Source organism: Aquibaculum sediminis (genome assembly GCF_040712085.1).
Lineage (GTDB): Bacteria > Pseudomonadota > Alphaproteobacteria > Kiloniellales > DSM-21159 > Aquibaculum > Aquibaculum sediminis.
The window spans coordinates 12,284-29,014 of the sequence record NZ_JBFCVK010000005.1; the positions used below are offsets into that span (position 1 = coordinate 12,284).

15 protein-coding genes and 2 riboswitches are annotated in these 16,731 nt (G+C 64.0%); of the genes, 4 read left to right on the forward strand and 11 right to left on the reverse strand.

Translation table 11 applies throughout. From position 1 onward, the window contains the following. Positions 1-128 precede the first annotated feature (128 nt). The 4 genes from ABZ720_RS08975 (at position 129) to proX (ABZ720_RS08990) (ending at position 4,638) form a co-directional block, all read left to right on the forward strand. Entirely contained in the window at positions 129-1,361 is a 1,233-nt protein-coding gene (locus tag ABZ720_RS08975) for a quaternary amine ABC transporter ATP-binding protein (protein WP_366555181.1), read from the forward strand. Beyond that, positions 1,354-2,301 (forward strand): ABC transporter permease, encoded by a 948-nt coding sequence (locus tag ABZ720_RS08980; protein WP_366555182.1) that lies wholly within the window; start codon positions 1,354-1,356, stop codon positions 2,299-2,301. The genes ABZ720_RS08975 and ABZ720_RS08980 overlap by 8 nt, the downstream gene beginning before the upstream one ends. Positions 2,302-2,391: 90 nt before the next feature. Further along, complete coding sequence (proX, locus tag ABZ720_RS08985) at positions 2,392-3,432, forward strand: glycine betaine/L-proline ABC transporter substrate-binding protein ProX (RefSeq protein ID WP_366555183.1); 1,041 nt, start codon at positions 2,392-2,394, stop codon at positions 3,430-3,432. 165 nt (positions 3,433-3,597) lie between these two features. Further along, on the forward strand, positions 3,598-4,638 hold the full coding sequence (gene proX / locus ABZ720_RS08990) for a glycine betaine/L-proline ABC transporter substrate-binding protein ProX (RefSeq protein ID WP_366555184.1): 1,041 nt from the start codon (positions 3,598-3,600) through the stop codon (positions 4,636-4,638). A 100-nt stretch (positions 4,639-4,738) separates the two neighbouring features. On the opposite strand, the gene ABZ720_RS08995 is transcribed toward proX (ABZ720_RS08990), so the two are convergent. From ABZ720_RS08995 to ABZ720_RS09045, 11 genes are all read right to left on the reverse strand, one after another. Further along, positions 4,739-5,167, reverse strand: a complete 429-nt coding sequence (locus ABZ720_RS08995) for a VOC family protein (protein ID WP_366555185.1) — start codon at positions 5,165-5,167, stop codon at positions 4,739-4,741. Further along, positions 5,164-5,994 carry an isocitrate lyase/PEP mutase family protein gene (locus tag ABZ720_RS09000; protein WP_366555186.1) on the reverse strand — a complete coding sequence of 277 codons (831 nt, stop codon included), beginning with the start codon at positions 5,992-5,994 and terminating at the stop codon, positions 5,164-5,166. The genes ABZ720_RS08995 and ABZ720_RS09000 overlap by 4 nt, the downstream gene beginning before the upstream one ends. Positions 5,995-6,145: 151 nt before the next feature. Continuing rightward, positions 6,146-6,583 (reverse strand): universal stress protein, encoded by a 438-nt coding sequence (locus ABZ720_RS09005; protein WP_366555187.1) that lies wholly within the window; start codon positions 6,581-6,583, stop codon positions 6,146-6,148. A gap of 26 nt (positions 6,584-6,609) precedes the next feature. After that, a complete protein-coding gene (locus ABZ720_RS09010; protein ID WP_366555188.1) occupies positions 6,610-7,893 on the reverse strand; it encodes a TRAP transporter large permease in 1,284 nt (427 codons plus the stop codon). 2 nt (positions 7,894-7,895) lie between these two features. After that, positions 7,896-8,417 carry a TRAP transporter small permease gene (locus ABZ720_RS09015; RefSeq protein WP_366555189.1) on the reverse strand — a complete coding sequence of 174 codons (522 nt, stop codon included), beginning with the start codon at positions 8,415-8,417 and terminating at the stop codon, positions 7,896-7,898. Positions 8,418-8,587: 170 nt separating this feature from the next. Next, the gene (locus tag ABZ720_RS09020) at positions 8,588-9,601 is read right to left on the reverse strand and encodes a TRAP transporter substrate-binding protein (RefSeq protein WP_366555190.1); all 1,014 of its coding nucleotides are present in this window, start codon (positions 9,599-9,601) and stop codon (positions 8,588-8,590) included. A gap of 314 nt (positions 9,602-9,915) precedes the next feature. Beyond that, on the reverse strand, positions 9,916-10,677 hold the full coding sequence (locus ABZ720_RS09025; protein WP_366555191.1) for a sulfite exporter TauE/SafE family protein: 762 nt from the start codon (positions 10,675-10,677) through the stop codon (positions 9,916-9,918). A gap of 27 nt (positions 10,678-10,704) precedes the next feature. After that, positions 10,705-13,593 (reverse strand): aminomethyl-transferring glycine dehydrogenase, encoded by a 2,889-nt coding sequence (gene gcvP / locus ABZ720_RS09030; RefSeq protein WP_366555192.1) that lies wholly within the window; start codon positions 13,591-13,593, stop codon positions 10,705-10,707. 14 nt (positions 13,594-13,607) lie between these two features. Beyond that, a complete protein-coding gene (gcvH, locus tag ABZ720_RS09035) occupies positions 13,608-13,988 on the reverse strand; it encodes a glycine cleavage system protein GcvH (protein ID WP_366555193.1) in 381 nt (126 codons plus the stop codon). A gap of 18 nt (positions 13,989-14,006) precedes the next feature. After that, entirely contained in the window at positions 14,007-15,119 is a 1,113-nt protein-coding gene (gcvT, locus tag ABZ720_RS09040) for a glycine cleavage system aminomethyltransferase GcvT (RefSeq protein ID WP_366555194.1), read from the reverse strand. Positions 15,120-15,165: 46 nt separating this feature from the next. Continuing rightward, positions 15,166-15,281: riboswitch (glycine riboswitch) on the reverse strand. Next, positions 15,282-15,380, reverse strand: a riboswitch (glycine riboswitch). 117 nt (positions 15,381-15,497) lie between these two features. Continuing rightward, the gene (locus tag ABZ720_RS09045) at positions 15,498-16,523 is read right to left on the reverse strand and encodes a linear amide C-N hydrolase (protein ID WP_366555195.1); all 1,026 of its coding nucleotides are present in this window, start codon (positions 16,521-16,523) and stop codon (positions 15,498-15,500) included. Positions 16,524-16,731: the final 208 nt, after the last annotated feature.

Consider the following 16,731-nt stretch of genomic DNA (forward strand, 5'->3'; position numbering starts at 1 on the left):
GGCAAGCACCGGGCTTCATCACTCCAATCCCCTAATCGCGCCTGCATGCGGTCGACCGGATGGTGGCCACGTGCCACACGCTCTCATCGCCCAGGAGCGCAAAAACACAATTAACACAGGAGCAACGTTTGCCTGCCAAGCTCAGCATGGAGGGCCTATACAAGGTTTTTGGGCCCGCACCGGAAGAAGCCGTAAAGCTGGCCCGCGAGGGGCTGGACAAGGACGAGATCTACCGCCGCACGGAATCGGTGGTCGCCGTCGACAACATCAGCCTCGAAGTTGAATCCCGCGAAATTTTCGTTGTCATGGGCCTGTCCGGCTCGGGCAAATCGACCCTGGTTCGCTGCATCAACCGCTTGATCGAGCCGACCAGCGGGTCGCTTGCGATCGACGGCCAGGATGTGCTCGCCCTCGACGAGACCGGATTGCGGCAGCTTCGGCTGGCCAAGGTGGCGATGGTGTTTCAGCACTTCGCCCTCTTCCCACACCGCACCGTGGCCGAAAACGCAGCCTACGGCCTGAAAATCCGCGGCGTGCCCCAGAAGCAGCGGCGGGAAAAGGCGGTAGAGGCGCTTGCCGCAGTCGGGCTCGATGCCTGGGCAGATGCCTATCCTTCCAATCTCTCGGGCGGCATGCAGCAGCGTGTCGGCCTGGCCCGCGCCCTGGCGGTCGACCCCGAGATCCTGCTGATGGACGAGCCCTTCTCGGCGCTCGACCCTCTCATTCGGCGCGACATGCAGAACGAGCTTCTCGGCCTGCAGGAGCGTTACGCCGCAACGATTGTCTTCATCACGCACGATCTCAACGAAGCGCTCACCCTGGGCAGCCGCATCGCGATCATGAAGGACGGAAGCTTCGTCCAGGTGGGACGGCCACAGGAAATCGTGGGCGCACCTGCGGACGACTACGTCGCCAACTTCACCCGCGAGGTCGATCGCTCGCGCGTCCTGACATTGGGGCAGATCGCTCGCCACGATCGGCCGCTGCTCGAACCGCAGGAAGAGATAGCGGCTGCCTGCCGCAAGCTCTCCGCCTCCGGCGCGCAGGCCCTGCTGGTCCAGGACTCGGCCCAGAAGCCTTTGGGCTCCGTGTCCGCGGCACAACTGCTGGCCGCCGACCCGGCCGGGCGTGTCGAGTCGGTCATGGAGCGTCCGGCAATCACCGCCGAGGCAGATACATCCCTAGCCACCATTCTGGAGACCGGCGCCGCCGGCGTACCAGTGGCGCTGGTTGACAAGCAGGGGCGCATTTCCGCCTCGGTCGATCCCGGCGATCTGATGAACGCCCTGGCCGCCACTCGCGCCAGTGAGCAGCCAGTCGATCAGGAGAAGAACGTAACCGCAGGAGCGCGCAATGGCTGAGCACACCGAACTTCTCGACTGGTTCAGCCCCTCGACCTACGGCAAGCTGCCCTTCGACGACTGGGTCGAATGGGTGGTCCGCGACTGGTTGGTGCCGAACTTCCGGCCCGCGTTCCAGGCCATGCAGTGGCCGGTGGATCAAGTCCTGCGAAGCCTCGATGCGGGCCTGCAGGCCATCCCCTTTCCGGTCTTCGCGCTGGTTCTTGTGGTGCTGGCTTGGCGCTATGCCGGAGGCGGCGTGGCCATCTTCACGCTGCTGGCCATGCTGTTCATCGATGCCATCGGCGTCTGGTCGGAAACCATGACCACGCTGTCGATGATCCTGACCGCAGTGTTCTTCTGCGCCATCGCCGGCATTCCACTGGGCATCACCGCCGCACGCAATGACCGTTTCGCCACGATGATCCGGCCTGTACTTGACATCATGCAGACGATCCCGCCCTTCGTGTACCTGGTGCCGATCGTCATGCTGTTCGGGGTCGGCATGGTGCCGGGCGTGATTGCCACAATCATCTTCGCCCTGCCCCCGATCATCCGGCTGACCAATCTCGGCATCCGCCAGGTGCGCGAAGAGCTGGTGGAGGCCGCGGTGGCCTTCGGCTCGACCCCGAAGCAGATCCTGTTCGAGGTGCAGCTACCACTGGCCATCCGCACCATCATGGCTGGGCTCAATCAGACTCTGATGCTGGCCCTCTCCATGGCCGTGATCGCGGCGCTGATCGGTGCCGGCGGACTGGGTCTCACGGTCTTCACCGGTCTCGGCCGCCTGGATGTGGGCCGCGCGGCCGTCGGCGGCGTGGGCATCGTGCTGATCGCGATCGTGCTGGACCGCATCACCCAGGCCCTGGGGGACCCCTCCCTGCGCAAGGGCGACTGGACCTTCAGCGGCACTGCCAAGCGTCTGCTTGGCCTGTCGCCGCCGGGCCCCGCCCAGCGCTAATCGGTCACCCGAAGCCGGCGTAACGGTCCGCCGCCGGCTTCGGGACACCGCAGAGCGGATCGAAACGAGTGATAGAACGGAGGAGAAGCGATGCGACAGATGCGTAAGCGTTTGATGCTGGGGGCCTGTGCAGGTCTTCTGGCGACCGTCGGCATGGCTGCCACCGCCGCTTCCCAGGACATGCCCGGTGAAGGTGAGACGGTAACCATGGCGCGAGCCACCTGGGATACCGGCTGGTTCCACACGGAAATCTATGCCGAGGCCCTGCGCCAGCTCGGCTACGAGATCGACGGTCCTGTCACCCTCGACAATCCGCCCTTCTACCAGGCGGTCTCCACCGGTGACGTGGATCTCTGGGTCAACGGCTGGTTCCCGCTCCACAACACCTATGAGCGCTTCTACGAGGGACAGGCCGAGCTCGTCGGCTACGTTGCCGAAGGCGGTGCGCTCCAGGGCTACCTCGTCGACAAGAAGACCGCCGAGGAGCACGACATCACCTCGATCGAGGACTTCAAGAAGGACGAGATCAAGGAGCTCTTCGATTCCAACGGTGACGGCAAAGCCGACATGGTGGCCTGCCCGCCGGGCTGGGGCTGCGAGGTCACGATCGACCATCACATGGATGCCTACGACCTGCGCGATCACGTCAATCTGATCACCGCGGGCTATGCGGCCTCCATGGCGGACGCCCTGGCGCGCTACCAACAGGGTGAGCCGATCTTCTTCTACACCTGGACACCGAACTGGACCGTTGGTGTCCTGGAGCCGGGCGAAGATGTGGTCTGGCTCGAGGTGGATCATGCCGACCTGCCCGAGGACCAGAAGGACCTCGAGGATGCCACGACGCTTCCCGGTGTGACCGGGTGCGTGGCCGACCCCTGCAACATGGGTTGGCCGGCCAACGACATCCGTGCCGTGGCCAACAGCGAGTTCCTGGAGGCCAACCCGGCCGCCCGCAAGCTTCTGGAAGTCATGGAGATCCCCCTGGACGCCATCTTCGCGCAGAACGCGCTGATGAACGACGGTGAGGATTCCGAGGAAGACCTCCAGCGGCACGCCCGCGAATGGGTTGCCGACAATCAGGACACCTTCGACGCCTGGCTCGAGGAGGCGCGCAGCGCCGCCCAGTGAGGCTCAACACCTGACGTGAGAAAGGGCCCGCGCCGCGGGCCCTTTCTTTGTGCTGCAGCGGCAACACGGCAGTTGGCTCATCCCGATGTCGGCCCCAGAGGTCCGCCGCCGTCATCGGGTTCTTCAAGCGCGGGCGACAGTAATGGATAACAAGGAGACGATGCGATGCGACAGATGCGTAAACGAATGATGCTAGGCGCCTGTGCCGGGTTGCTGGCGACCGTTGGCATGGCTGCCACCGCCGCTTCTCAGGACATGCCCGGCGAGGGCGAAACGGTGACCATGGCACGGGCCACCTGGGACACCGGTTGGTTCCACACGGAAATCTATGCCGAGGCCCTGCGCCAGCTCGGCTACGAAATCGACGGTCCCGTGACCCTCGACAATCCGCCCTTCTACCAGGCGCTCTCCACCGGTGACGTGGATTTCTGGGTCAACGGCTGGTTCCCGCTCCACAACACCTATGAGCGCTTCTACGAGGGACAGGCTGAAGTCGTCGGCCACGTCGCCGAGGGCGGCGCGCTTCAGGGCTACCTCGTCGACAAGAAGACCGCCGAGGAGTACGACATCACCTCGATCGAGGACTTCAAGAAGGACGAGATCAAGGAGCTCTTCGATTCCAACGGTGACGGCAAGGCCGACATGGTGGCCTGCCCGCCGGGCTGGGGCTGTGAAGTGACCATTTCCCACCACATGGATGCTTACGACCTGCGCGATCACATCAACTTGATCACCGCGGGTTATTCGGCCTCCATGGCCGACGTCCTGGCACGTTACCAGCAGGGTGAGCCGGTCTTCTTCTTCACCTGGACCCCGAACTGGACCGTTGGTGTTCTGGAGCCGGGTGAGGATGTGGTCTGGCTCGAGGTCGATTACGCCGACCTGCCTGAGGAGCAGAAGGAACTCGAGGACGCCACGACGCTCCCCGGCGTGACCGGCTGCGTCGCCGATCCCTGCAACATGGGCTGGCCGGCCAACGACATCCGTGCCGTGGCGAACAACGACTTCCTGGAGGCCAATCCGGCCGCCCACAAGCTGCTGGAAGTCATGGAAATCCCGGTGGATGACATCTTCGTGCAGAACGCGCTGATGAACGAGGGCGAGGATTCCGAGGAAGATCTGCAGCGCCACGCCCGCGATTGGATCGCCGACAACCAGGAAACCTTCGACGCCTGGCTCGAGGAGGCGCGCAGCGCCGCCCAGTGAGGCTCGAAGCCTGACGCGACCGGCACTGAGCCGGTATCGGGTTTCAAATAAAGAGGGGGCTTCCCGCACAGCGCGGGGAGCCCCTTTTCCTATCCTCCGGCTACAGGCCGAAGGTCACGCGCCCCTGTGCGTCTATCGGCCAGAGGGGGTTCCAGGCGATTTCCCAGGCATGTTCGTCCGGGTCCGCAACGTAGCCCCGATAGCCGCCGTGTGGTGGGGCGTCAGCCGGTCGCAACAGACGGCCGCCGGCGGACAGGAGTTGCCTCATCAGAGGCTCCACATCCTCCTTCCCGGGCACATTGTGGGCCAGCGAAAAGGCCCCAGGGCCGGCAAGCCCCTGGCGTTGCTGGTCCGCTTCCAGAGCAGGTTGCAGCCAGGTGCCGAGAATGAATCCGTTCATCTGATAGAAGGCGATCTCTTCGTTCTCGAACACGGCCTCCCAGCCGAAGCCTTCGCTGTAGAAGAGCCGGGAGCGGGCGAGATCCGTCACGCCAAGCGTGATCACCGACAGCTGCTGCCGGACGCTCACAGCGACTCTCCGCTTCGACTCGCGAAGAGAGCATTGAGCTCATTCGAGGGAGCGGCCTCTTTGAAGGCCCCGAAGGTGCCCTGCCCGGCAATCTCGCGCGCTGCATTCAGGAAGGCGCCCCAGGCGGTGCGTGCCAGAGACCCGCCGACACTGATGCGGCGCACGCCCAGTCCGGCCAGTTCCGCCACGGGCTGCCCCAGGGTCAGAGCATTCACCGGCCTGGGCGCCACGGCACGGACGACCGCTTCGATGTCTGCTGCTGCACGAAGGCCAGGGGCGTAGAGGCAGTCGGCGCCAGCCCCGGCAAAGGCGGTCAGGCGGCGCAGCGTCTCCTCGAGATCCGGCCGGCCAGCGATGAAGCCTTCACTGCGGGCGGTGAGCACTGCCCCACCACCGGCCGCATCGATGGCCGCACGCGCCGCTGCGACACGTTCCACCGCAAGGTTGAAGTCATAGAGCGGCGCCTGCGGGTCGCCGGTGGAATCCTCGATAGACAGTCCCGCAACGCCGGTATCCACTGCCCGCGCCACGTTGGCCGCCACGCCCTCGGGCGCGTCCGCGTAGCCGCCCTCGAAATCCGCGTTCACTGGTACATCCACGGCCTCGACCAGCGCCCGCAGGTGCGAGAGGACCGTCTCCAGGTCCACACCCGTATCGGGCCGGCCGTACGCCCAGGCCATCCCCGCACTGGTGGAGGCCAGGGCCTGGAACCCCATGTCCTGCAGCGCCAGCGCCGTCCCGACGTCCCAGGGGTTGGGCATGACGAAACAGCCGCCTTCATGCAGGCGGCGAAAGGCCTCGCGCTTCTGGGCAATGGTCGGGCGCATGGGCTTCACTCCGGAGCGTGGGTTTCCGCCCCGGATTGAGCCCTGCTGCCAGACACTGGAAAAGTGCCAAATCACATACCGCTGTGGGACCAAAGCAGGTCCTGCGGCCCGTGGCCTCTACGGAGAGGTAGAGGTGGGCGCTAAAGCTGCGCTAAACCACCATGACCGGGCCTTCGGCCAGGCCAGTCACCTTGTGGGACACGCTGCCCAGCAGGTAATTCTCGATCGATCCCAGGCCCCGACTGCCGATCACGATCAAATCGCAGTTGTTCTCCTTACCGAAGCGGATGATCGTGCGCGCCGCCGGGCCCGACTTGACGAAGGCGCGGGCGCCCTCGAAGCCTTCGCCGACGCAGATACTCTTGGCGTGCTCGGCCACTTCACGCGCATAACCCCGCATGATGTCGTCGAGATTGCCCGGGTCATCCTTGCGTACCATCGACAGGGATGCTTCCAGCATCGAGTGGTGTCGATAGACGGTGAGGATGCACAGTTTGGCGTCGCACAGCCGGGCCAGTTCGATCGCCCGGCGCAGGGCGCGTTCGGCGCCGGCTGAACCATCGAAGGGCACCAGGATGTTCTTGAACATCGTGTGTCTCCTTTCCCTCTCCCCGTTCAGTTAAAGGCCATATCGCGCAGGAACAGCGCGATCTGCGGGAAGAAAATCAGCGCCACCGACACACTCAACAGGATCACGATGAAGGGCGGAGTCCCGCGGATCACCTCCATATAGGGCCGCTTGAAGACGGCGATGGCCGTGAAGATATCGCATCCGAACGGCGGCGTGGCCGAACCGATGGCCACCTGCAGCGTGATGATCGTTCCCACCAGCACCGGGTCGAGCCCAACAGCCTGAACCACCGGGGCGAAGATCGGCACCATGACCAGGATCACCACGATGGGATCGACGAACATGCAGCCGATGAAGAAGGCGATGGAGATGACGAACAGCACCCCGATCTGGCCCATCTCGTTGATACCCACACCCGCCAGAATCGCCTGTGGGATCTGAGCGAAGGAGATGATCCAGGAGAAGGCCGCACCGGCCGCCACCAGCACGAAGACGACGGCTGTGATCAGTCCGGTCGATTTCGCCGTCTGGAACAGGCCGTCGAAGGTGAGTTCACGGAAGACGACCATTTCCAGGAAGATGGCATAGAGCACACAGGCCGCCGCCGCCTCGGTCGGGCTGAAGATGCCACCGTAGATGCCGCCGATGATGATCGCCGGAAAACCCAGCGGCCAGAGCGCGGCGCGCAGTGCTCTGAATCGCGTTCCCCAACTCGCCTTCTCTTCAGTGGGAACATTGTGCTTCCAGGCATAGAACCAGGCGTAGATTGAGAAGAGGAAGAGAATCAGCAGCCCCGGCCCGATACCGGCGATGAAGAGCTCTGCAATCGAGGTGTTCGAGACCACGCCATAGATGATCATGCCGATCGACGGCGGGATCAGGAAGGCGATGTCCGAGGAGTTGACGATCAGCGCCAGAATGAAGCTGTCCCCGTAGCCCGCCTTCTGCATGCGCGGGCGTAGCGGCGTGCCGACTGCCACAACCGTCGCCTGGGTGGAGCCGGAGACCGCGCCGAACATGGTGCAGGCCGAAGCGGTGGAAATAGCCAGACCGCCGCGGAGGTGGCCGACAAAGGCCATCACCATGTCGATGAGCCGGCCTGCCGACTGGCCCCGGGTCATGATGTCGGCGGCAAAGATGAACATCGGAACCGCGATCAGCGATGCCGGGCGAATGCCCGCCATCATCTGCTGCACCATGGTCTCGATCTGGCTGAAGTCGCCGAAGATGGAGAGGAACCCCACCAAGGCCCCCGCAAGCAGCGGGATCATCATGGGAAAGCCCAGCAGCAGCAGGACGATCATGATGGAGAAAATTGTAAGCCCCATGGTCAGACCTCCATCTCGTCCTCTTCATACCCTTCGAGCACCGCAGTCGAGAGGTATATATCCTTGGAAATTATGTTCTTGATTGCAGTAAGCAGATACTGGGCCCCGGTCATGAAGAAGCCGATAGGCACGATGATCAGCGGAATCCAGACGGGAATCTGGAGTGAGGGCAGCACCCGGCCGCGCCCCGCCTGAGTCAGAATGTACTGAAGCGAATACCAGCACAGTCCGAACATAAAGGCTGCGGTCACGAGAGTGATCACGATCATCAGCAGTTTGCGCGCGCGCCCGGGCAGGGCATCGTAAATCGCCGACATGCGGATGTGCCGGCCCTGGCGCGCGGCATAGGAGATGCCGGCGTAGGTGATCAGGATAATGAGAATTCGGTTAAGCTCTTCGGAGAAAAAGATGCTCGATTGGAAGACGTAGCGCCCCACCACATTCGAAATGGTGTTTGCCGCCATCAGGAGCACGCCGGCGGCAAGCAGCACTGCCTCCAGGCGGGCGATAGCGACATCCGCCATGCCAAGCACTCCGGGCAGGCTGGAAACATAGGCCTGTTCGGGCGTTTCACCGGGGCGGACTGGTTCAGTCGGGGGCTGGGAAGGGTCTTTGTCTGACACTGCCGTGATCCTTCGAAACGCCGCGAAGGGCGGGCACCCCGCGCGGGAGCGCCCGCCACTTCAGTCAGAAATCAGTTGGACTGCGCCGCTTCGAGGTCAGCCTTCATCTGTTCGAGAATGGCCTGGCCGCTCTCGCCGGTCATGTCGATGAACGCGGCCTCAACGTCCGCCGCGGCTTCCCGGAAGGGCGCACGCTGCTCTTCCGTCAGCGTCGTGAAGGTGATGGACGGCTTGTCCGCCTTGATCTTCTCGATGGATTCCTCGTGGAGGCCTTCCTGGTACTCGATGATGTGATCGAAGGCGACGTCGATCGCATCCCTGATCATCTGCTGTTCCTCTTCGGGAAGGCCGTCGAAGAAGTCCTTGTTGGCCATCACCGCAGTGGTGAAGTTGTTGTGGCCGATCATCGTAACGTAATCGGTCACTTCATACATCTTGGTCGACTCGATGAAGAACATCGGGTTTTCCTGGCCCTGGATGATGTTCGTCTGCAGGGCGCCATAGACTTCACCCCAGGGCAGCGGCGTCGGCGTTGCGCCGAAGGCCCGGTAGCTTTCCACGAGCAACGGGTTGGTCATCACCCGCACCTTCACCTCGTCCAGCTCTTCCGGAGTGGTGAAGGGCTCCTTGGTCGAGATGGCGACCTCACCCTCGGGGAACATGGTCAGCAGTTCCAGCCCCTGCTCGGCATAGAGCTCGGGGAACATCTCGTGGATGGCTTTCGAGTTGCGGAAGAAGTCCACAAGCTCGTCAGTCTCGGCCGGTAGCAGGTAGGGGACGAAGAAGACCTGCGCCTCGGGGATCAGCGAACCGGTGAAACCCGGCGACTGATCGACGAACTGCAGAATGCCGGCCTGGGTCTGCTCCATGATGTCGGCAGACTCGCCCAGAGTCCCGTAGGGGAAGAGCTGGATCTCGTGATCGGAGTTGGCCTCGACCTCTTCCTTGAACTTCTGTGCGAAGATCCCCTGCACCTCGTCCATGGCCTCTTCAAAGGCATAGCGCCAGGTGTCCGCCTGTGCCGCGGTTGCCGTCAGGGCAAATGTCAGCGCAGTGGTGGCTGCTAGACGATAGAGTTTTTTCATGGATTTCTCCTCTGGTTCCGTTCGCACGACCCGGGAAGGGCCGAACCTTCAGGTGAAGTTTGCAACAGTCGATACCGCCCTGCTCTGGATCGCATGGGGGTACCGCCGTGATTGAACCGAAAGGCAGCTATACAAAAGAGCGACGACGCCCCCGTCCATTTTTAGTGTTTTACCACCTAAACGATTGCAAGATAGATCGCTGGTGTCAAGGTGGCGCCTTTACTTGACCGAATTGCATGCAAAATGCAGTGGATAGACTGCGCGAGTTTGAATGGCCCCCAAATCAATCCACGCTGCATCTTGCCCGCAGCAAGTCAGAACAGCAGACCGTCAAGTCCATCCCAGACGAGCTTCGCTCCGACCACCGTCAACAAAAGGTAGCACAGTCGATAGAACATCGCCTGTGACACAGTCCGATGCAGCAGCAGGCCCACCCCGATCGCCGGTGGAACCAACGGTGCCAGCACCAGCGCGGTCCAGAGCACCCCCGGCGTGAACTGGCCGAGCCAGGCATAGGGTACGAGTTTCGTCAGGTTCACCAACGCGAAGAAGACCACGGTCGTGCCCTGGAAGAGCGATTTGTCCAGTTGGCGCGGCAGCAGATACATGGCCACCGGCGGTCCACCGGCATGCGCAGTGAATGAGGTAAAGCCGGACATGGCGCCCCAGAAGGTGCCGGAGAGCAGGCGAGGCTCGGGGTCCGGCGCCCGTGCGGCCGCCGGTCGGAACAACCAGTTGGCGACGAAGCCCAGCGCAATCACCCCGACCAAGAGGCGCATGGCCGCGGTGCTGACATACTCGAAAGTCAGTGCACCCAGCAGGATCCCGACCGCCGCGCCGGCGGCCAGGATCGCCAGATGGCGGCGGTGCCAGAGCCCCCGGTATGCCCAGAGCGCGAAGGCATCCATCAGGCAAAGGATGGGCAGGAGGATCGCCGCCGCCATGCGCGGATCGACGGCCAGCGCCATCAGCGGCACCCCGAGCAGTCCCATGCCACCGCCGAAGCCGCTCTTGGAGATGCCGATCAGGAAGATCGCCGGCACCGCCAGAACGTAGAACCAGGGATCATCGGGCAAGGGCCGCCCCTTTGCGCGAGGCTGTCGCTACTCCGCCGCCTCCTGATAGCTCGTGATGTCCGGACAGGTGCACACCAGGTTGCGGTCGCCGGCCACATTGTCGATGCGCCCGACCGGCGGCCAATACTTGGCCTCACGCAGCGCAGTCAGCGGGTAGACCGCGCGCTCCCGGCTGTAGGCATGGGACCAGTCCTCCGCCAGAACGCTCTCGGCAGTGTGAGGCGCGTTGCACAGGGGGTTGTCGTCCTGCGGCCACTCGCCCTGCTCGACACGCGCGATCTCCTTGCGGATCGCAATCATCGCATTGCAGAAGCGGTCCAGTTCCTCGCGGCACTCGGACTCCGTCGGCTCGATCATCAGCGTACCCGACACGGGCCAGGACATGGTCGGCGCGTGATAGCCGTAGTCCATCAGGCGTTTGGCGATGTCGTCGACACTGACGCCCACGCTGTCCTTGAAGGGACGCGTATCGATGATGCACTCGTGCGCCACGCGACCGTTGCGGCCCTTGTAGAGCACGTCGTAGTGCCCCGCGAGCTTGTGCGCGACGTAGTTGGCGTTGAGGATCGCCACCTGCGTCGCCCGGGTCTGCCCCTCGGTGCCGGTCATGGCAATGTAGGCCCAGGAGATCGGCAGGATCGAGGCGGAGCCCCAGGGCGCCGCCGCCACAGGGCCCGGCCCACCCTCGGGGCCGGCCTCCGGCACCAGCGGATGGTTGGGCAGGAAGGGCTCGAGGTGCTCGACCACGCCGATCGGCCCGACGCCCGGCCCGCCGCCGCCATGCGGAATGCAGAAGGTCTTGTGCAGGTTCAGGTGCGCCACGTCCGGCCCAAAGCGCCCGGGCTGGCAGAGCCCAACCAGGGCATTGAGGTTGGCGCCGTCCATGTAGACCTGCCCCCCGGCCCCATGCACCTTGTCGCAGATCTTGATGATGGTCTCCTCGAAAACCCCGTGGGTCGAGGGATAGGTGATCATCAGGGCCGCCAGATTGTCGGCATGCTTGCCGATCTTGGCATCCAGATCCTGCAGGTCGACGTTGCCCTCGTCATCGCAGTTCACCACCACGACCCTCATGCCGGCCATCACCGCGCTGGCGGGATTGGTGCCATGGGCAGAACTGGGAATGAGGCAGACATTGCGGTGGCCCTCGCCGCGGCTCTTGTGCCAGCCACGGATCGCCAACAGGCCTGCGTATTCGCCCTGGCTTCCGGCGTTGGGTTGGAGAGAGATCGCCGAGAAGCCAGTCAGGCGGGCCAGCTTGTCCTGCAGGTCGCCAATCACAGCGCGGTAGCCCTTGGCTTGATCGCCGGGGACGAAGGGATGGATACCCGCGAAGCCCGGCAAGGTGATCGAGAGCATCTCAGCCGCTGCGTTCAGCTTCATGGTGCAGGAGCCGAGCGGGATCATGGAGCGATCCAGCGCCACATCCTTCTCGCGCAGCCGGCGCAGATAGCGCAGCATCTCGGTCTCACTGTGATAGGAGTTGAAGACCGGGTGCGTCATATAGGAGCTCTGGCGCACAAGGGCGCTCGGCACGCCGGCTGACACGCCCGCATCCAACGTCTCCACCGACAGGCCGTGATCCGCCGATCCGGCAAAGGCGGCGAAGAGCTTCTCCACCGCCTCACGCGTCGTTGTCTCGTCCAGCGACACACCGACACGCGTCTCGTCGATCGGCCGCAGGTTGATGCCGGCCTCCCGCGCGCACTTTAGTACCGCAGGCGCATCGCAGGCCACCACCAGCGTATCGAAGAAACCCTCGGTCTCGACCTTGCAATCCAGCCGGCGCAGGCCGTCGGCCAGGATCGCGGTGAGGCGATGCACCCGGCTTGCGATGCGGCGCACCCCTTGGGGCCCGTGCCACACGCCATAGAAGCCCGCCATGACCGCCAGCAGCACCTGCGCCGTGCAGATGTTGCTGGTCGCCTTCTCCCGCCGGATGTGTTGCTCGCGGGTCTGCAGCGCCATGCGATAGGCCAGGTTGCCGTGGCTGTCCACGGAGACGCCGATGATGCGCCCCGGCACCGAGCGCTTGTAGGCTTCGCGCGTCGCCATGAAGGCGGCATGCGGGCCGCCATAGCCCAGCGGCACACCGAAGCGCTGCGCAGAGCCGACCACCACGTCAGCGCCCCACTCGCCCGGCGGCGTCAGCAGCGTCAGCGCCAACAGGTCGCTGGCCACGGTAACCAGGGCCTTGGACTCATGCGCGGCCTCGACCAGCGCGCGCAAGTCCTTCGCTTCACCGTAGGTGTTGGGATACTGCAGGATCAGGCCGAAGCATTCCTCGGCGACGAACTCTCGCTCCGGAGCACCGATCTTCAGCGTGATGCCCAACGGCTCCGCGCGCGTTTTCAGGACGGCAATGGTCTGCGGGTGCAGGTCATCGGCAACAAAGCAGGTGTCGGACTTGGCCTTGCTCATGCGGTGCATGAGCGTCATGGCCTCCGCCGCCGCCGTGGCCTCGTCCAGCAGCGAGGCATTGGCCAGTTCCATGCCGGTGAGGTCACTGACCATCTGCTGGAAGTTCAAGAGCGCTTCCAGTCGTCCCTGGGCGATCTCCGCCTGATAGGGCGTGTAGGCTGTGTACCAGCCCGGGTTCTCCAGGACGTTGCGACGGATCACCGGCGGCGTGAAGGTGTCGTAGTAGCCCAGTCCGATGAGCGAGGTCAGGCGCTGGTTCTCCTCGGCGTAGCCCGCCAACGCGGCCAGGGCCTGTGCCTCGGTCAGGGGTTCCGGCAGCTGCGGGGCGTCCGAGCGAATTGCCTTCGGCACCGCGCTGTCCACCAGTTCGTCCAGGGAGTTGAGGCCCAGCTCCTTGAGCATGGCCTGCACTTCGACCGCATCCGGTCCGATGTGCCGGCGGGTGAACTCTCCACGATCCTCCAGCTCCGCGAGGGAGCTACGCCTATCACTCATGATCCCGACGCTCCTTATTCCAAGCCTTTGACGAAGTCGTTATAGGCCGCCTCGTCCATCAAGGCCTCCAGCTCGCTTTCGTCGGAGAGCGTCATCTTGAAGAACCAGCCATCGCCCTGGGGCGACTCATTCACCAGATTGGGCGTATCGGTCAGGGCTTCGTTCGCCTCTGAGACCGTGCCCGACACGGCGGCATAGACTTCGCTGGCCGCCTTGACGGACTCGACCACGGCCGCCTCGTCGCCCTTGGCCAGGTCCTTGCCCTCGTCCGGCAACTCGACGAAGACAACATCGCCCAGCTGCTGCTGCGCATAGTCGGTGATACCGATGACGGCCTGGCCGTCGTCCTCGACGCGTACCCACTCGTGCTCGTCGCTGAAATAGATCTTTGCCATTGTTCCGTTCCCCTACGTTCAGCCTCTGAAATAGTTGTGCGGTTGGAAGGGCATCTTCGCCACCTCCATGTCCACGGTGCGATTCCGCACCCTGGCGCTGACCTCTGTGCCGGGCTTTGTCAGTTCGCTGGGCAGGTAGCCCATGGCGACCGGGGCCTCCACCGAGGGGCCGAAGCCGCCGCTGGTCACACGACCGACAGCTTCGCCTGCCTCGTCAAGAATCTCGGCGCCCTCGCGCACCGGCGCCCGGCCGGTCGGGCGCAAGCCCACGCGCTTGCGGCCGGCCCCCTCGGCGATCTGGGCCTGGATGACGGCATCCCCCGGGAAGCCCCCTTCGCTCCGGCGGCGCTTCTGGATGGCCCAGATCAGGCCCGCTTCGACCGGCGTGGTGGTTTCGTCGATGTCGTGGCCGTAGAGGCAAAGACCGGCCTCAAGCCGCAAGGAATCCCGGGCGCCCAATCCGGCCGGCATCACCTCGCTTTCGGCCAGCAGGCGGCGCGCCAGAGCTTCGGCTTCGCCGGCGGCCACGGAGATCTCATAGCCATCTTCGCCGGTGTAACCGGAGCGGGTGACGCGGCAGCGCAGGCCCTCGACCGTGATCTCGGCCACGCCCATGAACTTCAGCGTCTCCACCCCGGGCGCGAAGCGCGACAGCACCGCGGCTGCCTGCGGCCCCTGCAGCGCCAGGAGCGCAAGACCCTCCAGCATTTCCGCCTGTCCGTGCTTGCCCAGACCCTGCTGTAGATGCGCGAAATCGGCTGCCTTGCAGGCTGCATTGACCACGAGGAAGAAGCCCTCGTCCTCGCGCGCGACCATCAGGTCGTCGAGAATGCCGGCACTGTCATTGGTGAAGAAGGTGTAGCGCTGCTGTCCTGGGGCCAGGGTGGCCAGATCCACGGGCATCAGGGCTTCAAGAGCGGCTTCAGCCTGCGCCCCCGTCACCCGCACCTGACCCATGTGCGACACGTCGAACAGTGCCGCGGCCGCCCGGCAGTGCTTGTGCTCGCCCATGATGCCTGCGGGGTACTGTACCGGCATGGCATAGCCAGCAAAGGGCACCATGCGCCCGCCCAGCTCGCAATGAAGGTCGTAAAGCGGCGTTTTGAGGAGGGTTTCTTCCGGATCGCTCACGCCATAGGTCCTTTCGACAGAGGCGGCCGCCGCCAACCGGCGGCCCTGCGCCCCCTCTGTCCTGGGACCTGAGAGATTCGCCGCGGCGTCGCGGCTTACTCCTTCGGTGTGGCACAGCAGCCGGGAACCCTGTCCGGTGCCGCGCCCGCTTTCCAGATGTGCCTACCCTGCCCGGTCCTTTTGCCTGAGAGTTTCCGGGGCGGTTGCTCCTTCGGCGCCCACCGGCATTTCAGGCCAGCGGGTCTCTCCCAAGCAGGGTCATCGGCTGTGCGAACGGCGTCACGGTAGACGATGCCCGTACGATGTCAACATTTCCCGCGTTGCGACTTCCGCGGTCTTCGCGCGCCAGCGCGGATGACCGCGGAGCCGAAGGCGAGATCAGGAGGCCGGTTCCAGGCGCTCGGAAATCTCGCCGCTCAGAGTGTAGTCATAGGCATCGACCTTGAGCACGGGCGCCCCTTCGCTGAGGTCCACATTCTCGAAGTCCACCCAGTAAAGATTTGGGCTCTGGGTCGATTGGAAGAAGTAGGTGAGGTTGGTCGTGTCGGCCAAGGTGAACCACAGCGTCGACCAGGTATCCTCTGCGTCGCCGGCCGAAGAATCCTGGGCACCGAAGGGTACCGCGACGTTGCGCACAACACTGTAGGCCCCGGCCACCGCTTCCTGGACGTTTTCGGGCTCGGGCAGGGTCTCGAGGTAAGTCGACGCGCGCACGAAGCGGCTCAGCGGATCGATGTCGCCGGGCAGAGACAACTCGCCGCCGAAGGGCTTGTAGTTCGTAAGGTTGGCCAGCTGCTCCTCGTAGGTCGGCTCGTTGGTCATCACCGTCACGTCCCTGCCGTGATGCACAACCATCTCGCCGTCGATGAACTCGATGACGGCGGAGTCCCCGCTCGCATCAGCAAGAGAAAGGTGGAGTGGCCAGGCGCGGCCAGCCACTTCCGTCGCCACCACCTGAATCGACGCAAGGCCTTCCAGGGCCTCATCCACCGTGCCGAAGTTGTCGAGCGCGTACTGGGCGAGCATGACGTTGGACACGCCGGGCAAGCTCTCATCGCGCTCGCCGTATTCGCTGCCCGTCAGGTAGAGCAGGTTGGCAGCGAGACCGGCCTCATTGAGTCCGTCAGTGGCTGCGATACCGAAGGCCGTGATGGTGGAGGCGCCGTACTTCGAGGACCAGGTCATCGCGTTGTCGTCGCCGGTCATGCCGTCGCGCGCAATGCCACGCGGGCTGACGACGAATTCGCCTTCGTCCGACATGTAGAGGTCCATCGTCCTGGCAACGACGTTGGCTTGGTCGTTGCTGTTCCAGAGTACGCGCGAGCAGGCCATGGCGGTTTCCGACATGAGAGGCAGGGCAAAGGCGAGAGCAAGACCCGTGGCGGCGAGCTTATGAGAAATCATTCGAACCTCGTGAGAGTCAGTGGGCGAGAGAGTGGAATGGCCAGCATTCCCGGGTGCAGTCGAGGTTCCCACGACGCCCAGGGAACAGAAACAAATTCAAAACAACTATTCCGATAATCCTTTCTATCCCTTGGCCACCGCAGTGTCAATCAAACCGCACTTCGCCAGACCGAGAAAATCCTACTCCCGGCCGATGGTCCTTCCCTTT